The sequence below is a fragment of the Ferrimonas marina genome (assembly GCF_900129905.1).
GTDB lineage: Bacteria > Pseudomonadota > Gammaproteobacteria > Enterobacterales > Shewanellaceae > Ferrimonas > Ferrimonas marina.
The window spans coordinates 284,528-307,649 of sequence record NZ_FQXG01000002.1; the positions used below are offsets into that span (position 1 = coordinate 284,528).

Genomic DNA, 23,122 nt, shown 5'->3' on the forward strand with positions numbered 1-23,122 from the left:
AGAAAAGTAAGATTGGGTTCAGCAGCCGGCAGGCCTTGTCAGCCAGACAACCGGTCTGCGGCCGTGAGTAAAACCGCGGCAATCGCTTTATCCAGGACCGCAGGTTGGCTACCGGGTCCCACTGCCAGCAACTTGGCACCGGCAACCGGCTCACCGTAGAAATCGCGAGTACTCACCTGGCCATCGGGGCCACGTTCAAAGTAGCGGTAGCCACTGCCATCGCCTATCTGGGTGCACCCCTTCACCCGCAGCAAGCTATTGGGAAGCCGCTGACACAGTTCATGGATGCAGTGCTCGTCCGGTAGGCTGGGAAGCTCGGTGGAGCAGGAAGCCCAGTGGGCCTTTTGATGCTCAATGGCGGCGGCGTTGTTGCTCGACGGCGCCAGTTGAGGCAGCGCCATAAGATCAACACCATCGAACTCAAGGATCTGCGCCTGAGGGTTGAGCTCATTGAGTGCACCGATCACCTCAGCCTTGCGTTGTGCTAAGGCCTGGTCCAGATGAGTCAGCAGGATCAGTGAGGAGACCTGAACCTGGCTGGCTTCCAGCTCGTTGTGTGCGCCCCGTTGCTGCCAGTTTTTAACATCCACCACGGAGATCTGAACCGGGGGCAGGAAGCGATCGTCGATGCCCACACCAAGAAAGCCCATCAGCCTGCAGGCGTCCGAGGTGCCATTGGCCTCGATCAGGGTGATGCCCTTGGGGCGCTCCGGGATGCCATTGACGAACTCCCTCAACTCGTTAATGCCGCTGCAGCAGATGCAGCTACCGTTCAATGCCTGAACCCATTGGGGAGCAAGGTGCTCGGTGAGCTGTTGGGCATCCAAAGACGCATTCTCGTAGTCATTGAGGATGACAAAAGGCTGCCAACCGGCGTCGATATAGCCCTTGGTCAGGTGTTGCAACAGGGTTGTTTTCCCGGCCCCCAAAAATCCGACAATGGCCACAATGGCTTCCATGGTCTTTGTACTCACTCCCTTAAACGGCACTTTTGCGGCGCAGACCAGACCCTGCCATTGTCTCAACCCGCTCAGGCATCATGGGCACAAGCGCGAGCCCGACAAAGACTAAAGTTGCGCCAGTGCGCAGAGGCCAAAACCAGAGCAGCGATCACGGTCGCTACCTTCTCGCCCATCTCCCCAAGCAGGTCATGACCGAACAGTGCGGTCAGCACCAGTGCCAGCAGGCCAACAACGCCGCCGAGCAGCACCCAGCGGTCCTTGTGGCGCCGACAGCCCAGCAACAGGGCGATGATGCTGGATGGGATAACGAAGAGTACCAGCAATTTATGGAATGTCTCATCCTCCATCGGCAATATCGCTAAGGCAGGAAAAGTCGCCAAAACAATGGGCATCACTGCACAATGCAGTGCGCACACCACCGAAACGCCGATGGCCATCTTATCCAGTAACGCTTGCCCGACTTGATTCATCTGTCGCTCCCTTTCGCCATTGCCGTTGCCAGTGCCAGTGCCAGTGCCATCCATTGGCTCACTTGATAACCGTTCAGTCTTTGCTAAATGTTACAACATAACATTAAACGGCATCCGCCTTGGGGGCAACCGTGGCACCAACGCAAGAGACCGGCACCAACTCATCCCGCCTTCCCGTGACCGTCCTGTCGGGCTTCCTGGGTGCGGGCAAGACCACGCTGCTCAACCAGGTATTGAACAATCGTGAAGGACGGCGGGTTGCGGTGATCGTCAATGACATGAGTGAGGTCAACATCGACGCTGCCCTGGTAGAGCGTGGTGGGGCTGAGCTGTCGCGCACGGAAGAGAAACTGGTGGAGATGTCCAACGGCTGCATCTGCTGTACCCTGCGCGACGACCTACTGGCCGAGGTGTCCCGGTTGGCACGGGAGCATCGCTTCGATTACCTGTTGATCGAATCCACCGGCATCTCAGAACCTATTCCCGTGGCTCAAACCTTTACCTTTGAGGATGAACAGGGGGTAAGCCTGAGCCAGGTCTCCCGTCTCGATACCATGGTAACCGTAGTGGATACCGCCAGCTTTCTGCAGGATTACCAGGCCGCCGATGCCCTGCGGGACCGGGGAGAATCCCTGGGTGAGGACGACCATCGCACCGTCACCGATCTGCTCATCGACCAGATCGAGTTTGCCAATGTCATCGTGCTGAACAAGTTGGACCTGGTCACGCCGGACCAGGCCCTGGAGGTGGAGGCGATCGTCAAGGCGCTCAACCCCGGTGCCAAGCTGCTGCTAACCAGCCAGGGGGAGGTCCGGTTGAATGACGTGCTCGACACCGGCCTCTTTGACTACAACGAAGCCGCCAGCTCCGCTGGTTGGCTGCGTGAACTGCAGGGCCAGCACACCCCGGAGACCGAGGAGTACGGCATCTCCAGCTTCATCTATCGCACCCACCAGCCGTTCGATGCCCAAAAGCTCTGGGCCTTTATCCAGCGGGACGAGAACTGGCGTGGCGTGCTGCGCTCCAAGGGGTTTTTCTGGGTGGCAGCGGATCATCGCATCGCCTACGAATGGGCACAAGCCGGCGGGATCACCAACGTGGTGCCCAGCGGCATGTGGTGGGCTGCGGTGCCGCGGGAGAGATGGGCACATCCAGAGGGGCAGCGGCCGGATCAACGCCCGGGCTGGCATCCCCGATTTGGTGATCGGGCACAGCAGATCGTGTTTATCGGGCAAGCGATGGATGAGGCGCTGATCCGATCTCGCCTGGACGAGTGCCTGCTGGATGAACGACTCGCAGCGGCCGACAGTGAGGCTTGGGCGCGACTGGATAATCCGTTTCCTGCCATCCAGATGGTAGAGGGTCAGGCGTAGCGGCGGTCATCCCCATTGGGTTAGTCTTTCTGCATGGACATCTTACAGACAAGGGCTTGGTGACAACCTATGGACATCGACAAGGTGCTTGAGAGATCAGCAGCGAAGTGCCAAGGCATGGGCGGCAAACTCACCGCTAAGCGCCGGGATCTGCTGTCCGTCCTGCTCCGGGCCGACCATCCGCTATCGGCCTATGAGCTGACCGAGCACTACAACCGGCGCTTCGACGGCAAGCTCCAACCCATGTCCACCTACCGGATGCTGGACTTCCTGGTACAGATGCAGCTGGTACACAAGCTCTCCTCGGTCAACAAGTACCTGGCCTGCGCCCACATCGCCTGCCAGCACCAACACGCCGATCAGCACTTTGTGGTCTGCCACCGCTGTGGGGCCGCCAAGGAGATCAACATCGACAACCAGCAACTTGCCACTCTGCTGAGCAGCGTCACCGAGATTGGCTATCAACTGAGACAACCTCAGCTGGAGCTGGATGGAGTGTGTGAAAAGTGCGCCGACGTTAGCCGTGAGACAACCGCCGCCCTTCGCTGACCCACCCATCGCAAGCGCCCTTCAGGCGAAATGAACAGGCCGGTCACCTGGCGATGACCGGCCTTGATCTGTACTGCCAGCTCAGCGCTTGGGCAGCAGCAGGTTCAGCATAATGGCGGTCACTGCACAAAGCGCGATGCCCTGCAGCTGGAAGTTACCCAGCGGGAACACCATGCCACCGATACCAAACACCAGGGTAATGGCCACGATCACCAGGTTGCGGGCCTCGGTCAGGTCCACCTGGTTCTTGATCAGGGTGTTCATCCCCACCGCCGCGATGGAGCCGAACAGCAGGATCATGATCCCGCCCATCACCACCGTCGGCACCGTCATCAGCAGCGCACCAAACTTGCCCACCATCGCCAGCACGATGGCAAACAGCGCACCGTAGGTCATCACCTTGGGATCGAAGTTCTTAGTCAGCATCACCGCCCCAGTCACCTCGGAGTAGGTGGTGTTCGGCGGCCCCCCTAAGGTGGCCGCGGCACTGGTGGCCAAGCCATCTCCCAGCAGGGTGCGATGCAGGCCGGGCTTCTCCACGTAGTTTTTACCGGTGACATTGGAGATCGCCACCATGTCGCCGATGTGCTCCACGGCCGGGGCAATGGCCACCGGGATCATGAACAGGATCACCTGCCAGTTAAAGCTGGGGCTGGTGAACTCGGGCAGGGCAAACCAGGGGGCATCACGCACTGGGCTGAAGTCCACCAGGCCGAGCATCAGCGACAGGCTGTAGCCCACCACGATGGCACAGAGGATCGGCAGCAGGCGCAGCAACCCCCGACCCAGCACCGACACCAGCAGGGCGGTCAGCAGGGTGGGCAGTGCCACCAGCAACGCTGTGCCGGTGGCCACCGCCTGTTCATCGCCCTGGAAGCCCAGCGCCATGCTCACCGCCACCGGGGCCAGGGACAGCCCGATCACCATGATCACCGGTCCCACCACCACCGGTGGCAGGATGCGGTTGATGGCGGCGACACCGCCGACCCGGGCGACCTGGGACAACAGCACGTAGACCAGGCCCGCCGCCAGCAGGCCGCCCATGGTATCCGCCACGCCCCACTGCGCCACGGAGGCGGCGATAGGGGCGATAAAGGCAAAGGAGGACGCGAGGAAAACCGGCACCTGTCCGCGGGTGACCAACTGAAATACCAGGGTACCGATACCGGCGGTGAACAGCGCCACCCGCACATCCAGGCCGGTGAGGATCGGCACCAGCACCAGGGCGCCAAAGGCCACGAACAGCATCTGACCGCCGGCCAGCACCTGCTTGGCAGGAGAAAGGGTTACCCCATCCATAGTCTGTGTTACTCCATAAAAAAGGCGCCCCTGGGGGCGCCTGGTCAATCAATCTTATTTGGTGCCGAAGATCTTATCGCCGGCGTCGCCCAGACCGGGCAGGATGTAGCCCTTGTCGTTCAGGCACTCATCGATGGAAGCGGTGTAGAAGTCCACATCCGGATGGGTTTGCTCCAGGGCCTTGATCCCCTCCGGCGCCGCCACCAGCACCAGCACCTTGATGTGGGTGCAACCGCGCTGCTTAAGCAGGTCCAGGGTGGCGATCATCGAACCACCGGTGGCCAGCATCGGGTCAACCACCAGGGCGATACGCTCATCGATGTTGGAAACCAGCTTCTCAAAGTAGGGTACCGGCTCCAGGGTTTCCTCGTCGCGGTAGATCCCCACCACGGAAACCTTGGCGGACGGGATGTGCTCCAGCACGCCATCCATCATACCCAGGCCAGCACGCAGGATCGGCACCACGGTCACCTTCTTGCCCTTGATCTTTTCCACCGGGATCGGGCCGTTCCAGCCATCGATGGTAACGGTCTCGGTCTCAAAATCGGCGGTGGCTTCATAGGTCAGCAGGGCCGCGACTTCACTGGCCAGTTCGCGGAATCGCTTGGTGCTGATCTCCGCTTCACGCATCAGGCCCAGTTTGTGTTGGATCAGGGGGTGCTTCACTTCGGTGACGTTCATCGTCCTCTCCAGGAATTGCAAGTCGCAGACAAATTTATGGAATTTTACCCTGTGCCCAGTCAACCCGGTCAGGATTTTTCAGCAAAATGTGATCCTGAAAGGATAGATGAGAACAACACGGCGGTGAAAGCGCCCTGTTCCAGCAAACACTTGGGCCGAGGCCCTATGCCTGCTAGAATACCGCGCAAAAAATTATACCCCCCTACCCTTGCTTAGAATCATAACGAGGCCTCTGTGACTAACTCCAGCCAATTGAGCTACAAAGACGCCGGTGTCGACATCGACGCGGGTAACGCCCTGGTAGACAACATCAAATCTGCGGTAAAGCGTACCCGTCGCCCGGAAGTAATGGGTGGCATCGGTGGCTTTGGTGCCCTGTGCCGCCTGCCGGCGAACTACAAGAAGCCGCTGCTGGTCTCCGGCACCGACGGGGTAGGCACCAAGCTGCGCCTGGCCATCGACCACAACCGCCACGACACCGTGGGCATCGACCTGGTGGCGATGTGCGTGAACGACCTGATTGTTCAGGGCGCTGAGCCGCTGTTCTTCCTGGATTACTACGCCACCGGTAAGCTGGATGTGGACGTTGCCACCGCCGTGGTCTCCGGCATCGCCGATGGCTGTGAGCTGTCCGGTTGTGCCCTGATTGGCGGCGAGACCGCGGAGATGCCCGGCATGTACGAAGGGGCCGACTACGATATGGCCGGCTTCTGCGTCGGTGTAGTGGAAGAGGATGAGGTGCTGGATGGCAGCAAGGTCGCCGCCGGTGACGCCATCATCGCACTGGGCTCCTCCGGCCCGCACTCCAACGGCTACTCCCTGATCCGCAAGGTGCTGGAGCGGGTTGAGAACCCGGCAGAGACCACCGTTGGCGACAAAAACCTGGTGGACGCCCTGATGGCGCCCACCAAGATCTACGTCAAGCCAGTACTCAAGCTGCTGGGCGAGCACGACGTCCACGCCATCTCCCACATCACCGGTGGTGGCTTCTGGGAAAACATCCCCCGCGTACTGCCGGACAACCTGAAGGCCGTCATCGATGGCAACAGCTGGCAGTGGCCCGAGGTATTCAACTGGCTGCAAACCACCGGCAACATCAGCGAGCACGAGATGTACCGCACCTTCAACTGTGGTGTGGGCCTGGTGATCGCCCTGCCGGCTGCTCAGGCCGAGCAAGCGGTTGAGCTGCTCAAGGCGGAAGGCGAGAACGCCTGGCTGATCGGCACCATCGCCGATCGCGCCGATGAGCAGGGCCAGGTTGAGATCCGCTAAGAGTTAAGGAAACCCAATGAGCAAAGCCCGTATTGCCGTTCTGATCTCCGGAAACGGCAGCAACCTGCAAGCCATCCTCGACGCCTGCCAAGAAGGCGAGATCCAGGGCGACGTGGTCGCGGTGATCAGCAACAAGGCAGAGGTGTACGGTCTGACCCGTGCCAGCGACGCCGGCGTAGCCAGCGCCGTTGTAGCGGCCCAGCCCGGTGAGGCGCGGGAAGCCTATGACCAGCGTCTGCTGGCCGAGCTGCAGCAGCACCAGGTCGACCTGGTGGTGTTGGCGGGCTTCATGCGGATCCTGTCCGAGCCCTTCGTCGAGGCCTTCGAGGGCCGGATGTTCAACATCCACCCCTCCCTGCTACCCAAGTACACCGGGCTTCACACCCACCAGCGTGCCCTTGACGCTGGCGACAGCGAACACGGCTGCTCCGTGCACTTTGTCACCGCCGAGCTGGACGGTGGCCCAGTGGTCCTGCAGGCCAAGGTGCCGGTGTTCGAAGAGGACAGCGCCGAGGACCTGGCGGAGCGGGTACACACCCAGGAGCACCGCATCTACCCGCTGGTGGTCAAGTGGTTCTGTGAGGGTCGCCTGGCGATGCAGCAGGGTCAGGCAGTGATGGACGGCAGCGTCCTGCCGACCGCAGGCTACGCCTCCGACTGAGGCTGCTAAACAGCAGTCGCCATCAAAAAGCACCGCATAGGCGGTGCTTTTTTTGTGTCTGATTTCGGCCAGACCTTAATCAAACACCATCAGCAGGTAAGCGAAGAACAGCACCAGGTGCACCACACCGTGGACCACGGTGGTGCGATTGCTGGCAAAGGTATTGAGCGAAGCCAGGATGGTAGCGAACAGCATCACCGTCTCCACCGGCTCCAGCCCCAGCACCACCGGCGTACCGGTACTGAGACCGATGATCAGGATCGCCGGGATGGTCATGCCGATGGTGGCCAGGGCCGAGCCCAGGCAGATGTTGATGGAGCGCTGCAGCTGGTTGCTCAGCGCCGCGTTTACTGCCGCCATCCCCTCCGGGGCCAGCACCAGGATGGCGATCACCACCCCGCCCAGGGCCACTGGGGCGGCAAAGGCATCGATGCCGTAATCGATCACCTTGGCCATGCTCTTGGACAGCAGCACGATGGGCAGCATATTGGCCAGCAGCATCACCGCGTGAAACCCGGTGGAGTGCACCTCCAGATCGCCATGGTCATGGCCCGAATCCGCATCCTCCCCCGGCGCAACAAAGTGGCCTCGATGACGCAGGGTTTGTGCCGCCAGGAAGGCGCCATACAGGCTGATGGAGGCCAGGATGGCGAACAGCATCTGGATATTGGAGTAGGTCCCAGCCTCGGTGGACTGGGTCACATTGGGCAGCACCAACCCCAGCACCGCCAACGGCAGCAGCACCGCCAGGAAGATGTTGGCCCCTTGCAGGTTGTGGGCCTGCTCCAGGTGGCGCAGGCTGCCACACAATAAGGACAGGCCTACCAAGCCATTGAGCACGATCATCAGCACCGCAAACATCATGTCGCGGCCCACCCCGGGGCTTTCCGAGCCGGTCAGCATGATGGCGGAGATCATCACCACCTCGATGCTGATCACCGACAGGGTTAGGATCAGTGTCCCATAGGGCTCACCCAGCTTGATCGCCAGGCAATCGGCGTGGTGAACCACCGAGAAGGAGAGCCACAGCATGGCGGCGAACAGCCACAGGAACAGGCCCAAGGGTGCCCATAAGCCGCTCATGCCCGTCAGCCAGCCCTGACCCAGCAGCAGAAATGCCAGCAAAGTGAGCACGCCGGCCAGCAGGCTCATCTCCTGACGCGCCCTGGACCAGATCGAATTGCCGCTCTGCCCAACTGCCATTATCACCCCGCTGCGTTGCCCCGGTAGCCTGCTTTACAGTGACAAGGCAGCCGGTTAAGGTCAACAAGCATGGTTCACGGGGCTTTTGGCTGCCAGCCAAACAGCCGTGGCGATGGACCCGCCGCTGTCATCTTTCTCACCTAAAGTAGAAAGGGTCGAGACCGGAGAAGGAAAAACAATGAAGAGTGTGATTTGCGATATCGACGGGGTGCTGCTGCACGACAACAAGCTCATTCCCGGTTCTGAGGCCTTTATTCACCGCCTGCTGGAACAGGGCAACCCGCTGGTGTGCCTGACCAACTACCCGGCCCAGACCGCCAAGGACCTGGCCAACCGCCTCAATGCCGCCGGCATCAACCTCAGCGAAGAGCACTTCTACACCTCCGCCATGGCCACCGCCGATTTTCTCCGCCACCAGGATGGCAAGAAGGCCTATGTGATCGGTGAGGGGGCCCTGACCCACGAGCTCTACAAGCAGGGCTTTACCATCACCGACATCAACCCGGACTTCGTCATCGTCGGTGAAACCCGCAGCTACAACTGGGACATGATCCATCGCGGTGCCCGCTTTATCGCCGAGGGCGCCCGCTTTATCGCCACCAACCCGGATACCCACGGCCCGAACCATAGCCCGGCCTGTGGCGCCCTGTGCGCCCCCATCGAGCGCATCACCGGCAAGAAGCCCTTCTACGTCGGCAAGCCCAGTGCCTGGATCGTACGCTCCGCCCTCAACCACTTGGGCAGCCACGCCAGCGAGACGGTGATCGTCGGCGACAACCTCAAGACGGATATCCTCGCCGGCTTCCAGGCCGGACTGGAAACCGTGATGGTGCTGTCCGGCGTCAGCCGTATGGACGATCTGGATAAACACCCGTTCCGGCCCAACCACATCTTCCCCTGTGCCGCCGAGATCGACGTGGTGTAACAGAGCCGGTACAAACGCAAATACAGACACAAAAACCATGCCCCCATACACCCAAGGAATAAGTACCAGAATGGTATGAGAAATGGGGGCTGGCGCGCCGTTTTTTCTTTTTTTTTGGTACTTTAGGGCGATCCCTTCCGACCTTAATTCCCATACATTAATTGTGGTTATGTCGCATATGGCGGCATCCGCTCGGTTGGCCTTAGCCGCCGATCGAGGCCCAATGCTTTGACGTTTAGAAGAAAGGATTCGTGATGAAGAAGTGTATCTTGGCCCTAACTACCGCTGCCCTGCTCTCCGCCCCGGCCCTGGCTGCCCCGGATGTGAACATGAGCATCAAATCCGGTAACTTCCAGTTTGGTGTCAACGCGGTCACCCACCTGGGTAAGGTGAAGAACGGCGTACAAAAAAGCGAGAACACCCCCTATCGCCTGTTTGATTGCGAGGCCTACTTCACCAAGTCGTTCCGGGTGAAGAACAGCGGTAGCCAGTGGCGCTCCTACCGGTTGGACATCATTGACCAGTTCCCCAGCTTTGCCCTGGCGGCGGAGTACCTGCCGCACATGAACAACGGCAACAGCACAGGCCAGAAGATCATCTACAGCAACAACAACGGCCACATCAACTACGGCACATTGCAGAACGTTATCGTTGACGCCCTCGATGCGGCCTATGACGCTGCCGACGAGGACTTCCCCACCAGCACTGAGGGTTACTTCGGCAGTGAGCAGCCGGCCGACGGCATCAAGCTGAACCTGCGCTGCAAGTGGGAGAATTTCCTGGAACAGGATTACAGCTCAAACAAGAAGAAGACCTGGTCTGTCTCCATCTTCGACATCAAGGGCACTCCCATCGACTACCGTCAGCCGATGGAAGAGTAATCTGAAAGACACCTATCCAGCGGCCCCCCGGGGCCGCTTTTTACTGCCCCTCTTTGAGATAGAGCACGCAGCCGGAGGCACTGGCCGGGCTGTGCAGATGGCCCGCCGGGAAGCGAACAAAGGTCTCCGGGCCGTACTGGCGCTCACCGTCCTGTACCTCCCCCTCCACCACGAACATCTCTGCCCCCAACGGATGATGGAAGTCGGTCACCACGGTACCTGGCTTGAGCTGGACCAGGCTGATCCGCTCTGGAAAGCCGGTTTGACGGTAAAGCAGCTTGCGGGACACACCGGGCATATTGAGGCTTTGCCAGGCTAAAGTGCCGGTATCGATCGCCACCTGCTGACGGCGGGCTCCGGCGTATTGGCGCAGCTTCACCAGTAACAGGCAGCCCGGCTCAGAGAAGGGCCGATGGCCACTGCCATCAGGATTGAGCAGGTAGCTGCCGGCGGGATAATCTCCATGCTCATCGGAGAACACCCCTTCGAGCACCAGGATCTCCTCCCCTTCCGGATGGTAGTGCCGGGCAAAGTGGGAACCGGGACGATAGCGCACCAGCGAGGTCACCATACCGGACTCCGCCGGCCCCAAGTGACGCAGGCGCTTGCGCAGAACCCCCTCGGCGGGACTGTTCTGCCACTCCATCAGGGCCGCTTCGACTACCTCAACGCCCAGTGAATTCAGTTGCTCATTCATCGCTACCCCCAGGATTGCCCGCTAAGGAGAGGACCGGCTATCCCTGCTTCCGATTGCGTCATCATCCCGCCTTTTAACCATAGTCCGAGCCGGCCTGCCTTTGCCCTGGCCAACCCCATCTTGCGGTGTTTTTACAGCCGGAAACAGCTTACCCGATTTCACAACTGTAAATTATTTGTAACTTACGGCATCCTGTACGGCCAAACGAACAACAAGAGCCACACCATGATACGGAACATCCTGCTGGTCGTGCTGCCACTGTTGGCAGCCTGCGCATCGGACAGCGCGCACGCTCCCCTGGAGCCCAGCGAGCAGCGCCTGCGCGCCGACATCGCCGAGCTGTCCTCGGATCGCTTCCAGGGCCGCCTGCCCACCACCGAGGGCGAAACCCTGACCCTGGCCTACCTGGAGCAGGCCTTCCGCCAGGCCGGACTGCAACCGGGCAATGGCAGCAGTTTCCTGCAGCCGGTGGCGATGAGTCGATTCCAGACCGAATCCGCCAGGCTGACCCTGGGCGGCACATCCTACCGCTACCTGTTCGATATGGTGATCGGCAGCTTTAAGCCGCAGACCGACATCGCAATCAGCGACTCCGAGCTGGTGTTCGTCGGCTACGGCATCAATGCCCCGGAGTATGGCTGGAACGACTACGAAGGCCTTGATGTGCGCGGCAAGACCGTGGTGATGCTGGTGAACGACCCCGGCTTTGCCAGCGCCGATCCGGCCAAGTTCCGTGGCACCACCATGACCTACTACGGTCGCTGGGACTACAAGTTTGCCGAAGCGGGCCGCCAGGGCGCCGCCGCGGCCTTGATCATCCACGATACCAAGCCCGCCTCCTACCCCTGGGCGGTGGTGCAAAACAGCTGGACCGGCCCGCAACTGGACCTGGCCAACAGCACCGATCCCCACCCGCAGCTAGAGGGCTGGCTGAGCCTGGAGGCGGCCCGCGGCCTGTTTGCCCAGGCCAACCTGGACTTGAACCATCTGATGCAGCAGGCCACCTTGGCACCCACCGCACAGCCGCTGGGACTGACCGCCCAGGCAACACTCAAACAAAGCATCGAGCACGCCACCAGCTACAACGTGCTGGCGGTCCTGCCCGGCAACGAACGCAGTGACGAAGAGGTGCTCTACACCGCCCACTGGGACCACATCGGTGCCCACAATGGCGAGATCTATAACGGCGCGCTGGACAACGCCAGTGGCACCGCCGCCATGCTGGAGATCGCCCGGGTGATGGCCAGTCGCGGCCCCATGGCCCGCACCGTGCGCTTCCTTGCAGTGACCGGTGAGGAGCAGGGCCTGCTGGGCAGCCGCTACTACGCCGCCAACCCTGTGGTGCCGCTGAGCCAGGTGGCGGGGGTGTTCAACATCGACAGCACCAACGTGTTTGGCAAGACCCGGGATTACACCATCGTCGGCCAGGGCCAATCTGAGCTGGAGCAGTACCTGATCAACGTCAGCGAGGCGCAGCAGCGCACCATCGGCCCGGAACGCAACCCCGGTGCCGGCGGCTACTACCGCTCTGATCACTTCAGCTTCGTTAAACACGGCGTCCCCGCGGTGTATGCCCGTGGCGGCGCCAAGCCCTGGGACGAAGCCACGGCGGCGTACAAGACCCAGATGAGCGTGATGATGCAGGGCTGCTACCACAACACCTGCGACATCTACCGCCCCGAGTGGGACCTGTCCGGTACCCTGCAGGACATCGAGGTCTACCTTGAGGCCGGCCAGGCCCTGGCCCAGTCTGAACACTGGCCTGGTTTCCTCCCCAACAGCGAGTTTCATGCCCTGCGCCCCGCCGCCGGTGATAGTGCGGTCGGCCTGCAGTAATTCCTGTAAATATCGATAAAACGGGGCTTTTTTCGCCCCGTTTTTCTTGGTTGAATAAACAACAGAGGTGGAACCATAAGCGATCCCCTGTCCGAGCCTCCGGTTGGCTTGGTTTCCCCCCACCACCATGGCAGTCTGACCCTCACCCCCTAGAAAAAATCAGGTCCAAGGAGTAACCCCTATGTGTGGGATCTTTGCCATCATGGATCTTAAGTCGGACGTCTCCGAACTGAGGCAGTCTGCGCTTAAGCTCGCCAAAACCCTGCGCCATCGCGGCCCGGACTGGTCCGGGATCTACGCCGATGAGCAGGCCATTCTTGCCCACGAGCGTCTGGCCATTGTTGATATCGATAATGGTGCCCAGCCCCTGTACAGCCCGGACGGCAACCTGGTGTTGGCGGTCAATGGCGAGATCTACAATCACCGGGAGCTGCGCGAGGAGCTCAGCGTCGGCTACGAGTTCCAGACCGGCTCTGACTGCGAGGTGATCCTGGCCCTCTACCGCAAGTTCGGCGTGGATATCCTCGACAAACTCAACGGGATCTTCGCCTTCGTGCTGTGGGACAAGGAGAAGCAGCGCTACCTGGTCGGCCGCGACCACATGGGGATCATCCCCCTGTACGAGGGCTACGACGAGCAGGGCAACCGCTACTTTGCCTCAGAGATGAAGGCGCTGGTGCCGGTCTGTACCCAGATCCAGGAGTTCCTGCCGGGCCAGTACTACGACTCCAGCAAAGACAAGACGGTTACCTACTACGTCCGTGACTGGCAGCACTATGAGGAGGTCAAGGACAACCCGGCTCACCTCAACGACCTGCGGGCCGGGCTCGAGGGTGCTGTTAAGCGCCAGCTGATGTCCGATGTCCCCTACGGCGTGCTGCTGTCCGGTGGACTGGACTCCTCCATCACCTCGGCGCTGGCCAAGAAGTTTTCCGCCCGCCGCATCGAAGAGGATGAGAGCAGTGAGGCCTGGTGGCCCCAGCTGCACAGCTTCGCCATCGGCCTGGAAGGCGCGCCGGATCTCAAGGCCGCCGCCGAGGTGGCCTCGCACCTGGGCACCATCCACCATGAGCTGCACTTCACCGTGCAGGAGGGCCTCGATGCCCTGCGCGACGTGATCTACCACATCGAAACCTACGATGTGACCACCATCCGCGCCTCCACCCCGATGTACCTGATGGCCCGGATGATCAAGGCGATGGGGATCAAGATGGTGCTCTCCGGTGAAGGGGCCGACGAGATCTTCGGCGGCTACCTGTACTTCCACAAGGCACCGGATGCCCAGGCGTTCCACGAGGAAACGGTGCGTAAGCTGGCTAAGCTGCACCTGTTTGACTGTCTGCGTGCCAACAAGTCCATGGCGGCCTGGGGCGTGGAGGCCCGCGTGCCCTTTCTGGACAAGGAGTTCATGGACGTGGCGATGCGCCTGAACCCGGACGCCAAGCTGATCAAGGACGGTCGCATCGAGAAGCAGATCCTGCGGGAGGCCTTTGCCCACTACCTGCCGGAATCCGTGGCCTGGCGCCAGAAGGAGCAGTTCGGCGACGGTGTCGGCTACTCCTGGATTGACCAGCTCAAGGCCTTCGCCGAGGGCCAGGTGAGCGACCAGGAGCTGGCCAACGCCCATTTCAAGTTCCCGCACAACACCCCGGACACCAAAGAGGCCTACCTCTACCGCAGCCTGTTTGCCGAACAGTTCCCGCTGCCGGCCTGCGCCGAGTGTGTCCCCGGTGGCAAATCGGTGGCCTGCTCCACCCCCGAGGCGCTGGCCTGGGATGAGAGCCTCTCCGCCATTACCGATCCCTCCGGACGGGCGGTGCAGTCGGTACACCAGGACAGCTACTGATCCCTGCTGACGCTAAACGCCGTGCCCAACTCGGGCGCGGCGTTTTTGCTCTCTCCCTCCAGCCAATCTGCCCCGCTCTGCTAGAGTTCATCCATCCCAGATGGAGGCTGCCATGCGCATCTTTTTATTACTGTTTGGCCTGTTCACCCTGGTGGCCTGCCAATCCAAGCCCACCGAGGTGCCCACCGACGCTCTGCCCAGCGGCCCGGAGATCCAGCGCCTGGAAGGCACCGTGAGCAACATCCGCGAGGTGAAGCAGGACGCCTCCCTGGGCAAGCAGTTCGGTGGCTCTTTCATCGGCGCATTGGTGGGGGGCCAGATCGGCGGCGGCACCACCTCCGCCATCCTGGGCACCAGCGGTGCCTTCATCGGTCAGGACGTGGCAAACCAGGTCAGCGGGAAGATGCTCGATCGGCTGATCCTCACCGCAGAGGATGGCAAGGAGTACGAATGCCCGGTGCATGGCCACGATTTTAAGCTGGGGGACAAGGTGGTGTTTACCCTGGTGGCGGGTCACGTCAGTGCCATCATCCAGGCTACCCCGGAGTGATCACCGCAATTGCTGTAGGTGATCGCCCTGTGGTGAGCACCAGCAGCTGGCCAGAAGGCCTTTACCCAGCCCTCTGACCACGACACTAAGGCGCTGAAAATAGAGCCATTACACTAGATTATTCAAGCAGTGTAATGGTAATAAGTGACTGAGATTAAATAATGTTTTGCTCACATTGTGAGATCCGTGCCTTGTCTGACCACAGCAGAGCTTTTAGACTGCGCCCTTCAATGACCGCCACCTGCCATCTGCCTTGCTGCGTTTTTTCCACGACATCCGCCAATGCCGAGCCGACATACTCCGCCTGCTGTTGATCAGCATGCTGGTGACGGCGTTGCTGACCCTGGGCGATCTTTACCATCGCGTGGACTCCGAGCTGGAAGCGAACCTGCTGCAGATCCGGGAGTTTGCCCAACGGATCCAGGGAACCGCCCAACGTTGGCCGGAACGGTTTGAACGCTGCGATGAAGCGTTGAAAGGGCTGCTGTATGACCGGGCCAAGCTCTCCTCACTGGCCAGCAGCTACGCCTATCACAGTCGCCGCTTTGGCTGGTGTTACCCCCAGCAGGAGCTGCCCTTCAGCGATGCCACCCTGGCTACCCTGATCCGCAGCCCACTGACCCCAAACATCAACCTCACCTCCGACAGCACGCTGCTGGGTCGCCGCTATATCTACTCGGTCGATTTAGGCCAGGGTGACTTCCTGGTGGGGCAGAGCTTCGAGAAGACCCTGAAAGACCAGATGAGCATGCGCATCGGCTCCAACCTGGTGGGCACCCGAAGGCTGTTCCTGGGGGATGAACCGCCGCTGGTGTTCCAAAGTCAGGTGGAGCTGATGCCCTATCTGCAGCGCCAGCAGGGCGAGATGCTGGTGCAACTCGCCCTGGCCAAGCCGGTGCTGTATGGCTACCTGTTTCACTGGAGTCTGTGGCCCATGCTGGTGATGGGCTCGGTGAGCGTCGGCTTGCCCATCTGGTGGCGACGCCGGCAGAGCCAACAGGGGATCCATCCCTCGGACATCGAGCAAAGCTATGCCCGCCGCGAGATCTTCCCGGTCTACCAACCCATCGTCGACGGTCGCAATGGCCTGATCCACGGCTATGAGCAGTTGGCCCGCTGGCGCCACCCCAAGGAGGGGATGATCCCGCCCAACCTGTTTATCCCGCTGCTAATGCGCCACAACCGGCTGGACCAGCTGCTGGATTACCTGGTTGGCCATAGCCGGCCCAAGCTGAAGGGGGGCCAATACCTCAGCATCAACATCACCGGCAGCCAGCTGCGGCGCGACCCCAGCCTGGCCTGGCTGGCCAAGTGCCTGCTCAAACAGGGGCTGCTGCCCCATCAGATCCTGCTGGAGATCAGCGAGCAGCAACCGCTCAACGACTGCGCCCTGCTGGATTCACTGCGAAACCTGCAGCGCCAGGGCTACCGCATCGCCTTGGACGATTTTGGTACCGGTCACAACGATCTGGGAGTACTGGGGCTGTTTCGCCCGGACATCATCAAGATTGACCGCAGCTACGTCGAAGCGATTGGCGGCGATTCGATGCGGGTGGTGGTGTTGGAGCAGATGCTGAACCTGGCCCGCACCAGCGGTATTCCCCACATCGCAGAAGGGGTAGAGACCGAGGCGCAGCGCCAGTACCTGTTGAGTAAGGGGATCACCCGAATGCAGGGCTTCCTGTTTGCCCGCCCAAGCACGGTGGCCGAGCTGGAGTCCGAATACCAGTTGGCCCTGGAGCCCTTGGGGTTAGCCCCGGCCGATGGCGGCCAATCGGCCCTGGGTTAGCTTTAACAAGTCCGCCGGTGCCAGCTCTATCTCCAGGCCACGGCGCCCGGCGGACACAAACAAAGTATCAAACTGCTCGGCACTGGCATCCAGTACCAGTGGCAGTCGCTTCTTCTGGCCCAATGGGCTTATTCCCCCAACCACATAGCCGGTAGCCCGCTCGGCCGCCACGGCATCCGCCATCGACAGCTTCTTGGCCCCGCAGGCCTTAGCCAGGGCCTTAAGATCCAGCTTGCCGGCCACAGGTACCACCGCCACCACCAGCTTGCCGGCTTCGTCTGCCGCCAGCAGGGTCTTGAACACCCGTTGCGGGTCCTGGCCCAGCACCGTTGCGGCCTCCTCACCAAAGGAGTCCGCGGCGGGATCATGCTGGTACTGATGCAGTTGAAAGGGGATCTTGGCGCGCTTGGCAGCGGCAACGGCGGGCGTCATGGCTTAGGGCTTCACCCGAACCACGTCGATGTCGTGCTGAGCCAGCTGCTCCGAGTAGGCAGCAGGCAGGCCATCGTCGGTGATCATCCGGTCGAAGGACTCGTTGGACAGGGCCAGGAAGGTGCCGGTCTTGCCGAATTTGCTGGAGTCACACACCAGGATCACCTCGCGGGAGACCTCCGCCACCTTCTGCTTCACCATCACCTTGTCTTCGCTGGGAGAGGAGATCCCACGGTTGTCCCAGCAGGCACTGGCGATAAAGGAGACATCGATATTGAGTTGCTTGAGGAAGGACTTGGCCTGCTGACCGACGCAGGAGTTGTTGCGGCGATCCACCTTGCCGCCGGTATGGTAGATCTCGCAGCGACCGTGCTCCGCCATATAGGAGGTGATAAAGAAATCGTTGGTCACCAGCAGGATATCGTCGCGATCCACCAGGTGCTTGGCCACCTCCATCATGGTGGAGCCGGCATCCAGGTAAACGGTAGCCCGCTCCGGCACGTAGCGCTTGGCCGCCAGACCCAGCAGTTTCTTGATCTCGATATTCTGGGTGCTTTTGGTGCGGTGAGTCAGCTCTTCACGTACCGTCTCGGTGCGCTGAACCCCGCCGGCCACGGAGAACACCCGCCCCTTGGCTTCCAGCTTGGCGATGTCGCGACGTACCGTCATGTGCGATACGTTCAGCTTTTCCGTGAGCTCGCCGATGGTACAGATCTCACGGGTCTCAAGCATCTTTAAAATGATTCGTTGTCGTTCTGCGGGGATCATGGAGCAACCCTATCGTGGCGATTCGCGCAACTGCGCAGTAAAGGCGACAATTGTACCCAGCGTCAATGGCTTGGCTCAACCAGTGCAACCGATTGATTTCCACTATCGACCACTATTTATCCGCCGTCCAGCCCATTGCAGTCTAACAGTTCTGCCTGATGTCGAGCGGCAGCCAGTGGATCCCGCCAATCTCCCTGCCCCGGCTTTTGCCCAACCGCCGCATTCGGTATCCTTGGCCGCCAGCCTTGCATTCAACAGGACGTTTCCATGAGCTTTACCCTCTGGCTATCCTTGGCCGCCATCTGCACCCTGGGTGCTGTCAGCCCCGGCCCCTCGCTGGCCCTGGTGATCCGTAACACCGTACAGGGCGGCATGAACCAGGGGGTCGCCACGGCCTTGGGCCATGGCCTGGGGATCGCGCTCTACGCCCTGCTGGTGGCGATGGGGCTGGGATTGGTGATCACCAAGACGCCCTGGCTGTTTGAGCTTATCCGCTACGCCGGTGCCGCCTTCCTGCTCTACCTGGCCTGGCAGGCCCTGCGCAGCAAGCCACAAGGGGGCGATGCCAGCGAGCCGGAGAGCTACGGCCGCTACCAGGGCTTTGTCGGCGGTTTCCTGGTGGCCTTTCTCAACCCCAAGATCGCGGTGTTCTTTCTCGCCCTGTTCAGCCAGTTTGTTCGCGAGGGCGCTGGCTGGAGCGAGAAGCTGATCATGATGGCTACCGCCGGGGGCATTGATGCCCTGTGGTACATGGTGGTGGCTCTGGGTGTGGCGCGCACCCCACTGATGGGCTGGCTGAAGAACAACATCGTCTGGCTTGACCGGGCTACCGGCACCATCCTGACCCTGCTGGCGATCCGGGTCATCTGGGTGTGAGCCTAGCTGGCGATGAGTCCATGGCAGCGACGGGCCAGGCGGTAAAATCCGGCCCCAAGTCGCCGCCCTCGCCCAACCTGGCGCTGTTCGACTTCGACGGCACCCTCTGCCGCGGCGATAACTTTTCCCGCTTCTACTACCGCAATGTCCCCCGTTGGCGGCTCTGGCCCGGTTTGCTGTTGTGCTGGCCGCTGCTGCTGTTCAACAAGCTGGGATTGCTGCCCAACCATAGGCTGCGCCCGCTGGTCGCCTGGCTGGGCTTTGCCGGCTGCCGCCAGCACACCCTTAAACGTCAGGGCGAGCGCTTCGCCCAGCAGCAGTTGCCCAAGCATCTGTGCCCTGAGCACATGGCTAGGCTGCAGTGGCATCGTGACCGCGGCGATCGCATCCTGCTGGTTTCCGCCTCACTAAATCTCTACCTGCGTCCCTGGTGTCAGCAGCAGGGCATCGAGCTGTTGTGCTCAGAGCTGTCGATGCGCCGGGGCCGCTGTACCGGGCGTTACCAGCACGGCGACTGCAGCAGGGAGCGCAAGCGACAACGGATTGAGCAGCACCTCGATCTGTCTCACTACGCCCGGATCTACGCCTATGGCGATACCGCCGAGGACCTGGCCATGCTGGGACTGGCGGATGAGGCGTTTTATTGCGGCCAGCCCTGGTCCAATCCCAAGGGCCAGTGATCCACTCCCTGCCCACCGCCGTTGTAAGCGCAGAACAACGAAGAGCCGACCCATAGTAAGGTCGATGCAGCAAGACGCAACGCGCCCGTGCCACGGGCCTTGGACTTCGGTCCCGGGATTTGTCGGAGAGGTACCAACTTCAGTTTCGAGCTGCCTGCCTCTCCGTCCCGTACGGGCAGCTTGCTTTTTATTCCGGGCACACGCACGCCTTCCCGCGTGTGCCCAAGACCCGCCCCCTCCCACGCAAACACTGGTATACTCCCGCCACACTTTTTCTTGGAGCGGCCCTATGAACACCGAACAGCTCAACGATTTCTACAGCCAAAACAGCCAACAGCGCTACGACACCACCATTGCCGCCATCAAAGAGCAACAGCAACTCTGGACCCTGGCCGACGATCAGGGCTGCGTGGTCCTGGATACCGGCAAGGAGCAGTGCCTGGTGATGTGGCACGACGAGGCCCTGGCCAAGAACTGGGCCTCCGGCGAGTTCGAGCGCTGTGAAGCCCTGGCCATCAGCCTGGAAGACTTTATGGCCAAGTGGGTACCGGGCATGAGCGAAGATGGCTTCGACGTGGCCATCGCCCCCTCCCTGGCCGGCGAAGGCATCGTCCTGAGCCCGCAGGAACTGGCGACCGATCTGAGCTAAGCCTCCGCAGCTCAGGCAGCAAAACAGAAACCCGGCCAGGGCAACCTGGCCGGGTTTCGCTTTATCTGTGGGCATGCTATCTGTAATACCAGATTGGTCAAAAGGACGCCCACCATGCCGCAATCGCTAATGCCAGAGCTGCAAACCTGGTATCAACAGGGACACTTTCGCACCTGCCGCAGTCACCAGATCTTTTACGGCATGCAGGGGGCCGGCCCCAACCTGGTGCTGATCCATGGCTTCCCCACCTCCGCCTGGGACTGGCACAAGGTGATCCCCGCCCTGGCGGAGGAACATCGGGTCATCTACCTCGATCTGCCGGGCTTTGGCCTGTCGGACAAGCCCCGCGAGGACTACCCCATCATTGAACAGGCGGATCGCGTCATCGATCTGCTACAACACCTGGGGGTATTTGATGCCCATATTCTGGCCCACGACTACGGCGCCACCGTGGCCCAGGAGCTGCTGGCCCGGCGCGAAGAGGACACCAGCCCCATCCGCTGGCACTCCTGCACCATCCTCAATGCCGGCCTGTTTCCCGAGGCCCACCGGCCACTGCGGATCCAGACCCTGCTGGCCAGCCCACTGGGGCCCTTTATTGCGCCGATGATCGGCAAGGACACCTTCCAGCGCAGCATGGCCAGCATCTGGGGGGAGGCGCCGGTGGCGATCGAGGAGTTGGAAGCGATGTGGCAGCTGCTGCAGTGGGATGACGGTAAGAGCACCATCCCCTACCTCATCAAGTACATGGAGCAGCGGGTAACAAACCGGGAGCGCTGGGTGGGGGCCCTGATGCAGACCGAGGTACCGCTGCTGCTGATCGACGGCCTGGCGGATCCCATCTCAGGCCAGAGCCTGGTCGACCGCTTCACCGAGCTGTGCCCGCAGGGGAAGATCGTCGCCCTGGAGGGGGTCGGTCACTACCCGCAGCTGGAAGCACCGGAAGCGGTGATCGACGCCTGGCGTGCCTTTGAAGCCGAACTGCCGGCCCTGATCCCGGGCGAGCCGGTCCCCTAGGGCCTGATCTTTCCTGTGTGCCAGCACGTTTGCAGCAACAATTCCGTTTCGACACGCCGTCGGACTCCACGCATCGATAGGGGAAGACTTATGACACGTTTAACCATTCTGCTCAGTGCCTTACTGCTCGTCACCAGCGCTCACGCCGGCCACCATAAAAACGAAGGGGTACCGGCCGGAAACGAAGCCCATCCCGCCCACGCCGGGCATGCCCAGGGCCATCACAAGATGCTGTCCGACTACCTGGAGTTGGATGAGCAGCAGCAAGCGGCTTTCGCAGCCGAGCATGAGCGCTATCGCACGCAGCGCCAGGAGATCAAATCCAGCGGCGACAACCCGGACGCCAAGGTCGCCGAGATGGAAGCCGCCGATGCGCGCCATCAAAAGGAAATGAAAGCGATATTAAGCGATGAGCAGTACGCGAAGTACCAGGAGTTTCGCAAGGCCCACCATGGCAAAGGTAAGGGCCATGGAAAAGGGCATGGCAAAAAGAGCGAGGGCAGCAGCTACTAACACGTAAGCCGAAAACAGGGCCTCCTGCTGAGGCCCTTCCTTTTGCCACCACCGCTCTCAGCGGATTAAACAGCCCGGCGGTCGAGCAGCAACCAGAGGCGTTTGAACACGGGTACGTTGCAAACCAGGGTTAGGCATCGGGCTTAAGCAGGGGACAGGCCTGAGGTAGCACCATCTTTAGCGCGCCGGGGCGCACCTCAAGGCGCACCCGGGCCTGCTCAATGGGTTCGCCGTCCAGGTTGATCGGCATCACCTGCTCACAATGCCACTCGGCCCAGGGCGCCCGCAGACGCTTGACGTACTCTCCCCCCTCTTCTGCCAGGATCTCCTGCATCACCTGAGCCATCGCTTCCGGCGGGAAGTGCAGCAGCGCCACCAGATCCATCAGGCCATCGTTGATGTAGGCGGCAGGCGCCAGCTTCTGCCCCCCACCGGCCTGACGGCCATTGCAGGCGGCCCCCACCACCACCTCACCGGCCAGATCGCCATCGGGCAATCGCAAGGCGCCCTGGTAGGGGGTAAAACCCACCGCCTGCACCAGCCCGGTCAGGGTATAGGCCCCGCCGCCGAGGAAGTTCTTCAGCGCCACCGGGGTAGTGGCGGTGATCTGAGCACCAAAGCCGCCGCTGGCCACATTGATAAAATGGTGCTCGTTGGCCGCCACCACATCCACTGCTACCGCTCGGCCCTGCTGGGCCAGCACCAGTGCTGCATAGGTATCCAGCGGCACCTCGGCAGCACTGGCAAAATCGTTGGCGGTGCCCAGCGGCAGGATCGCCAACTCCGGCCGGTGCAGCGGGTCTATCTGCATCAGCGCATCCACCGCCTCGTTGACGGTGCCGTCACCGCCCCCCGCCACCAACCGGGTACAACCATCCTTTACCGCCTCGCGCACCTGGCGGGCGACGTCGCCCCCCTCAAAGCTGGTGCGCACCTCCACCGCGCCGTGGCGCCGCGCCGCGGTGATGCCCTCTCGCACGCTGGCCAGTCCCGCTTTCTTACCGTTCAACAGCACTCGGATGGTTGTCATAAGCCCCTCATTTAAAGGCATAAAAGGTCACACTAGCACAGCGAGCTTGACCGCACCTTGCGCACAACCTGGACAAGGGGTAACTAAAGACCAGCACCGACAGCGGCGCCAGCCAGGGCGCAAAAACGCCCTGTGAGTCGGCACCAGGGCAGACAGGGCGGGT

25 protein-coding genes are annotated in these 23,122 nt (G+C 61.4%); 15 read left to right on the top strand and 10 right to left on the bottom strand.

Annotated elements, in window-relative coordinates; genetic code table 11:
• Positions 1 to 38 precede the first annotated feature (38 nt).
• Positions 39 to 959 (bottom strand): GTP-binding protein, encoded by a 921-nt coding sequence (locus BUC04_RS05015; RefSeq protein ID WP_067657374.1) that lies wholly within the window; start codon positions 957 to 959, stop codon positions 39 to 41.
• A gap of 71 nt (positions 960 to 1,030) precedes the next feature.
• Positions 1,031 to 1,432, bottom strand: a complete 402-nt coding sequence (locus BUC04_RS05020; protein ID WP_073325629.1) for a MerC domain-containing protein — start codon at positions 1,430 to 1,432, stop codon at positions 1,031 to 1,033.
• 131 nt (positions 1,433 to 1,563) lie between these two features.
• Between BUC04_RS05020 and zigA the strand changes: the two genes are divergently transcribed.
• Together zigA and BUC04_RS05030 are read left to right on the top strand one after the other, a co-directional pair.
• Positions 1,564 to 2,805 (top strand): zinc metallochaperone GTPase ZigA, encoded by a 1,242-nt coding sequence (gene zigA / locus BUC04_RS05025; protein ID WP_067657907.1) that lies wholly within the window; start codon positions 1,564 to 1,566, stop codon positions 2,803 to 2,805.
• A gap of 69 nt (positions 2,806 to 2,874) precedes the next feature.
• Positions 2,875 to 3,354 carry a Fur family transcriptional regulator gene (locus BUC04_RS05030; protein ID WP_067657371.1) on the top strand — a complete coding sequence of 160 codons (480 nt, stop codon included), beginning with the start codon at positions 2,875 to 2,877 and terminating at the stop codon, positions 3,352 to 3,354.
• Positions 3,355 to 3,435: 81 nt separating this feature from the next.
• On the opposite strand, the gene BUC04_RS05035 is transcribed toward BUC04_RS05030, so the two are convergent.
• Complete coding sequence (locus BUC04_RS05035) at positions 3,436 to 4,653, bottom strand: uracil-xanthine permease family protein (protein ID WP_067657368.1); 1,218 nt, start codon at positions 4,651 to 4,653, stop codon at positions 3,436 to 3,438.
• Between the two features lie 54 nt (positions 4,654 to 4,707).
• Positions 4,708 to 5,334, bottom strand: a complete 627-nt coding sequence (gene upp / locus BUC04_RS05040; RefSeq protein ID WP_067657365.1) for a uracil phosphoribosyltransferase — start codon at positions 5,332 to 5,334, stop codon at positions 4,708 to 4,710.
• Positions 5,335 to 5,568: 234 nt separating this feature from the next.
• Here upp and purM point away from each other — a divergent pair, with 234 nt between their 5' ends.
• Together purM and purN are read left to right on the top strand one after the other, a co-directional pair.
• Positions 5,569 to 6,606, top strand: coding sequence for a phosphoribosylformylglycinamidine cyclo-ligase (gene purM, locus BUC04_RS05045; RefSeq protein WP_067657362.1), 1,038 nt, complete (start codon positions 5,569 to 5,571; stop codon positions 6,604 to 6,606).
• A 16-nt stretch (positions 6,607 to 6,622) separates the two neighbouring features.
• Complete coding sequence (gene purN / locus BUC04_RS05050) at positions 6,623 to 7,267, top strand: phosphoribosylglycinamide formyltransferase (RefSeq protein WP_067657359.1); 645 nt, start codon at positions 6,623 to 6,625, stop codon at positions 7,265 to 7,267.
• A gap of 75 nt (positions 7,268 to 7,342) precedes the next feature.
• On the opposite strand, the gene BUC04_RS05055 is transcribed toward purN, so the two are convergent.
• The gene (locus BUC04_RS05055; protein ID WP_067657356.1) at positions 7,343 to 8,419 is read right to left on the bottom strand and encodes a calcium:cation antiporter; all 1,077 of its coding nucleotides are present in this window, start codon (positions 8,417 to 8,419) and stop codon (positions 7,343 to 7,345) included.
• Between the two features lie 229 nt (positions 8,420 to 8,648).
• Here BUC04_RS05055 and BUC04_RS05060 point away from each other — a divergent pair, with 229 nt between their 5' ends.
• Complete coding sequence (locus BUC04_RS05060; RefSeq protein WP_067657353.1) at positions 8,649 to 9,395, top strand: HAD-IIA family hydrolase; 747 nt, start codon at positions 8,649 to 8,651, stop codon at positions 9,393 to 9,395.
• Positions 9,396 to 9,649: 254 nt separating this feature from the next.
• Positions 9,650 to 10,276, top strand: coding sequence for a hypothetical protein (locus BUC04_RS05065; protein ID WP_067657350.1), 627 nt, complete (start codon positions 9,650 to 9,652; stop codon positions 10,274 to 10,276).
• Positions 10,277 to 10,316: 40 nt separating this feature from the next.
• Here BUC04_RS05065 and BUC04_RS05070 read toward each other — a convergent pair whose 3' ends face one another.
• Positions 10,317 to 10,973, bottom strand: a complete 657-nt coding sequence (locus BUC04_RS05070; protein ID WP_067657347.1) for a cupin domain-containing protein — start codon at positions 10,971 to 10,973, stop codon at positions 10,317 to 10,319.
• 225 nt (positions 10,974 to 11,198) lie between these two features.
• Between BUC04_RS05070 and BUC04_RS05075 the strand changes: the two genes are divergently transcribed.
• The 3 genes from BUC04_RS05075 to BUC04_RS05085 all read left to right on the top strand — a co-directional run bounded on the left by BUC04_RS05075 (position 11,199) and on the right by BUC04_RS05085 (position 15,205).
• Positions 11,199 to 12,809: a M28 family metallopeptidase gene (locus tag BUC04_RS05075; protein ID WP_067657344.1), complete on the top strand. Its 1,611-nt coding sequence runs from the start codon at positions 11,199 to 11,201 to the stop codon at positions 12,807 to 12,809.
• A gap of 181 nt (positions 12,810 to 12,990) precedes the next feature.
• On the top strand, positions 12,991 to 14,655 hold the full coding sequence (asnB, locus tag BUC04_RS05080) for an asparagine synthase B (protein ID WP_067657341.1): 1,665 nt from the start codon (positions 12,991 to 12,993) through the stop codon (positions 14,653 to 14,655).
• A 112-nt stretch (positions 14,656 to 14,767) separates the two neighbouring features.
• Positions 14,768 to 15,205: a glycine zipper 2TM domain-containing protein gene (locus BUC04_RS05085; RefSeq protein ID WP_067657338.1), complete on the top strand. Its 438-nt coding sequence runs from the start codon at positions 14,768 to 14,770 to the stop codon at positions 15,203 to 15,205.
• A 154-nt stretch (positions 15,206 to 15,359) separates the two neighbouring features.
• On the opposite strand, the gene BUC04_RS23845 is transcribed toward BUC04_RS05085, so the two are convergent.
• Positions 15,360 to 15,566, bottom strand: a complete 207-nt coding sequence (locus BUC04_RS23845) for a hypothetical protein (RefSeq protein WP_159437652.1) — start codon at positions 15,564 to 15,566, stop codon at positions 15,360 to 15,362.
• Between BUC04_RS23845 and BUC04_RS05090 the strand changes: the two genes are divergently transcribed.
• Entirely contained in the window at positions 15,531 to 16,994 is a 1,464-nt protein-coding gene (locus BUC04_RS05090) for an EAL domain-containing protein (RefSeq protein WP_159437653.1), read from the top strand. The two genes, BUC04_RS23845 and BUC04_RS05090, sit on opposite strands and share 36 nt — an antisense overlap.
• Here the strand turns inward: BUC04_RS05090 and ybaK are convergent.
• The gene (ybaK, locus tag BUC04_RS05095; protein WP_067657332.1) at positions 16,956 to 17,426 is read right to left on the bottom strand and encodes a Cys-tRNA(Pro) deacylase; all 471 of its coding nucleotides are present in this window, start codon (positions 17,424 to 17,426) and stop codon (positions 16,956 to 16,958) included. The genes BUC04_RS05090 and ybaK overlap by 39 nt on opposite strands.
• Positions 17,427 to 17,429: 3 nt before the next feature.
• Positions 17,430 to 18,194, bottom strand: a complete 765-nt coding sequence (locus BUC04_RS05100; protein WP_067657329.1) for a DeoR/GlpR family DNA-binding transcription regulator — start codon at positions 18,192 to 18,194, stop codon at positions 17,430 to 17,432.
• Between the two features lie 267 nt (positions 18,195 to 18,461).
• Between BUC04_RS05100 and BUC04_RS05105 the strand changes: the two genes are divergently transcribed.
• The 5 genes from BUC04_RS05105 (at position 18,462) to BUC04_RS05125 (ending at position 21,929) form a co-directional block, all read left to right on the top strand.
• Positions 18,462 to 19,070: a LysE family translocator gene (locus BUC04_RS05105; RefSeq protein WP_067657326.1), complete on the top strand. Its 609-nt coding sequence runs from the start codon at positions 18,462 to 18,464 to the stop codon at positions 19,068 to 19,070.
• A gap of 20 nt (positions 19,071 to 19,090) precedes the next feature.
• Positions 19,091 to 19,750 (top strand): HAD-IB family hydrolase, encoded by a 660-nt coding sequence (locus BUC04_RS05110; RefSeq protein WP_067657323.1) that lies wholly within the window; start codon positions 19,091 to 19,093, stop codon positions 19,748 to 19,750.
• A 289-nt stretch (positions 19,751 to 20,039) separates the two neighbouring features.
• Positions 20,040 to 20,399 (top strand): DUF2750 domain-containing protein, encoded by a 360-nt coding sequence (locus tag BUC04_RS23850; RefSeq protein ID WP_067657320.1) that lies wholly within the window; start codon positions 20,040 to 20,042, stop codon positions 20,397 to 20,399.
• Positions 20,400 to 20,513: 114 nt separating this feature from the next.
• Positions 20,514 to 21,416 (top strand): alpha/beta fold hydrolase, encoded by a 903-nt coding sequence (locus BUC04_RS05120; RefSeq protein ID WP_082766591.1) that lies wholly within the window; start codon positions 20,514 to 20,516, stop codon positions 21,414 to 21,416.
• Between the two features lie 90 nt (positions 21,417 to 21,506).
• A complete protein-coding gene (locus tag BUC04_RS05125) occupies positions 21,507 to 21,929 on the top strand; it encodes a hypothetical protein (RefSeq protein ID WP_067657314.1) in 423 nt (140 codons plus the stop codon).
• 130 nt (positions 21,930 to 22,059) lie between these two features.
• On the opposite strand, the gene yegS is transcribed toward BUC04_RS05125, so the two are convergent.
• A complete protein-coding gene (yegS, locus tag BUC04_RS05130; RefSeq protein ID WP_067657311.1) occupies positions 22,060 to 22,959 on the bottom strand; it encodes a lipid kinase YegS in 900 nt (299 codons plus the stop codon).
• Between the last annotated feature and the right edge of the window lie 163 nt (positions 22,960 to 23,122).

What these genes read in the sequence shown, in the direction of transcription:
- BUC04_RS05015 (WP_067657374.1), bottom strand. Translation starts at nt 959, where the DNA reads ATGGAAGCCATTGTGGCCATTGTCGGATTTTTGGGGGCCGGGAAAACA.
- BUC04_RS05020 (WP_073325629.1), bottom strand. Translation starts at nt 1,432, where the DNA reads ATGAATCAAGTCGGGCAAGCGTTACTGGATAAGATGGCCATCGGCGTT.
- BUC04_RS05030 (WP_067657371.1), top strand. Translation starts at nt 2,875, where the DNA reads ATGGACATCGACAAGGTGCTTGAGAGATCAGCAGCGAAGTGCCAAGGC.
- BUC04_RS05035 (WP_067657368.1), bottom strand. Translation starts at nt 4,653, where the DNA reads ATGGATGGGGTAACCCTTTCTCCTGCCAAGCAGGTGCTGGCCGGCGGT.
- upp (WP_067657365.1), bottom strand. Translation starts at nt 5,334, where the DNA reads ATGAACGTCACCGAAGTGAAGCACCCCCTGATCCAACACAAACTGGGC.
- purN (WP_067657359.1), top strand. Translation starts at nt 6,623, where the DNA reads ATGAGCAAAGCCCGTATTGCCGTTCTGATCTCCGGAAACGGCAGCAAC.
- BUC04_RS05055 (WP_067657356.1), bottom strand. Translation starts at nt 8,419, where the DNA reads ATGAGCCTGCTGGCCGGCGTGCTCACTTTGCTGGCATTTCTGCTGCTG.
- BUC04_RS05060 (WP_067657353.1), top strand. Translation starts at nt 8,649, where the DNA reads ATGAAGAGTGTGATTTGCGATATCGACGGGGTGCTGCTGCACGACAAC.
- BUC04_RS05065 (WP_067657350.1), top strand. Translation starts at nt 9,650, where the DNA reads ATGAAGAAGTGTATCTTGGCCCTAACTACCGCTGCCCTGCTCTCCGCC.
- BUC04_RS05070 (WP_067657347.1), bottom strand. Translation starts at nt 10,973, where the DNA reads ATGAATGAGCAACTGAATTCACTGGGCGTTGAGGTAGTCGAAGCGGCC.
- BUC04_RS05075 (WP_067657344.1), top strand. Translation starts at nt 11,199, where the DNA reads ATGATACGGAACATCCTGCTGGTCGTGCTGCCACTGTTGGCAGCCTGC.
- asnB (WP_067657341.1), top strand. Translation starts at nt 12,991, where the DNA reads ATGTGTGGGATCTTTGCCATCATGGATCTTAAGTCGGACGTCTCCGAA.
- BUC04_RS05085 (WP_067657338.1), top strand. Translation starts at nt 14,768, where the DNA reads ATGCGCATCTTTTTATTACTGTTTGGCCTGTTCACCCTGGTGGCCTGC.
- BUC04_RS23845 (WP_159437652.1), bottom strand. Translation starts at nt 15,566, where the DNA reads ATGGTAAAGATCGCCCAGGGTCAGCAACGCCGTCACCAGCATGCTGAT.
- ybaK (WP_067657332.1), bottom strand. Translation starts at nt 17,426, where the DNA reads ATGACGCCCGCCGTTGCCGCTGCCAAGCGCGCCAAGATCCCCTTTCAA.
- BUC04_RS05100 (WP_067657329.1), bottom strand. Translation starts at nt 18,194, where the DNA reads ATGATCCCCGCAGAACGACAACGAATCATTTTAAAGATGCTTGAGACC.
- BUC04_RS05105 (WP_067657326.1), top strand. Translation starts at nt 18,462, where the DNA reads ATGAGCTTTACCCTCTGGCTATCCTTGGCCGCCATCTGCACCCTGGGT.
- BUC04_RS05110 (WP_067657323.1), top strand. Translation starts at nt 19,091, where the DNA reads ATGGCAGCGACGGGCCAGGCGGTAAAATCCGGCCCCAAGTCGCCGCCC.
- BUC04_RS23850 (WP_067657320.1), top strand. Translation starts at nt 20,040, where the DNA reads ATGAACACCGAACAGCTCAACGATTTCTACAGCCAAAACAGCCAACAG.
- BUC04_RS05120 (WP_082766591.1), top strand. Translation starts at nt 20,514, where the DNA reads ATGCCGCAATCGCTAATGCCAGAGCTGCAAACCTGGTATCAACAGGGA.
- BUC04_RS05125 (WP_067657314.1), top strand. Translation starts at nt 21,507, where the DNA reads ATGACACGTTTAACCATTCTGCTCAGTGCCTTACTGCTCGTCACCAGC.
- yegS (WP_067657311.1), bottom strand. Translation starts at nt 22,959, where the DNA reads ATGACAACCATCCGAGTGCTGTTGAACGGTAAGAAAGCGGGACTGGCC.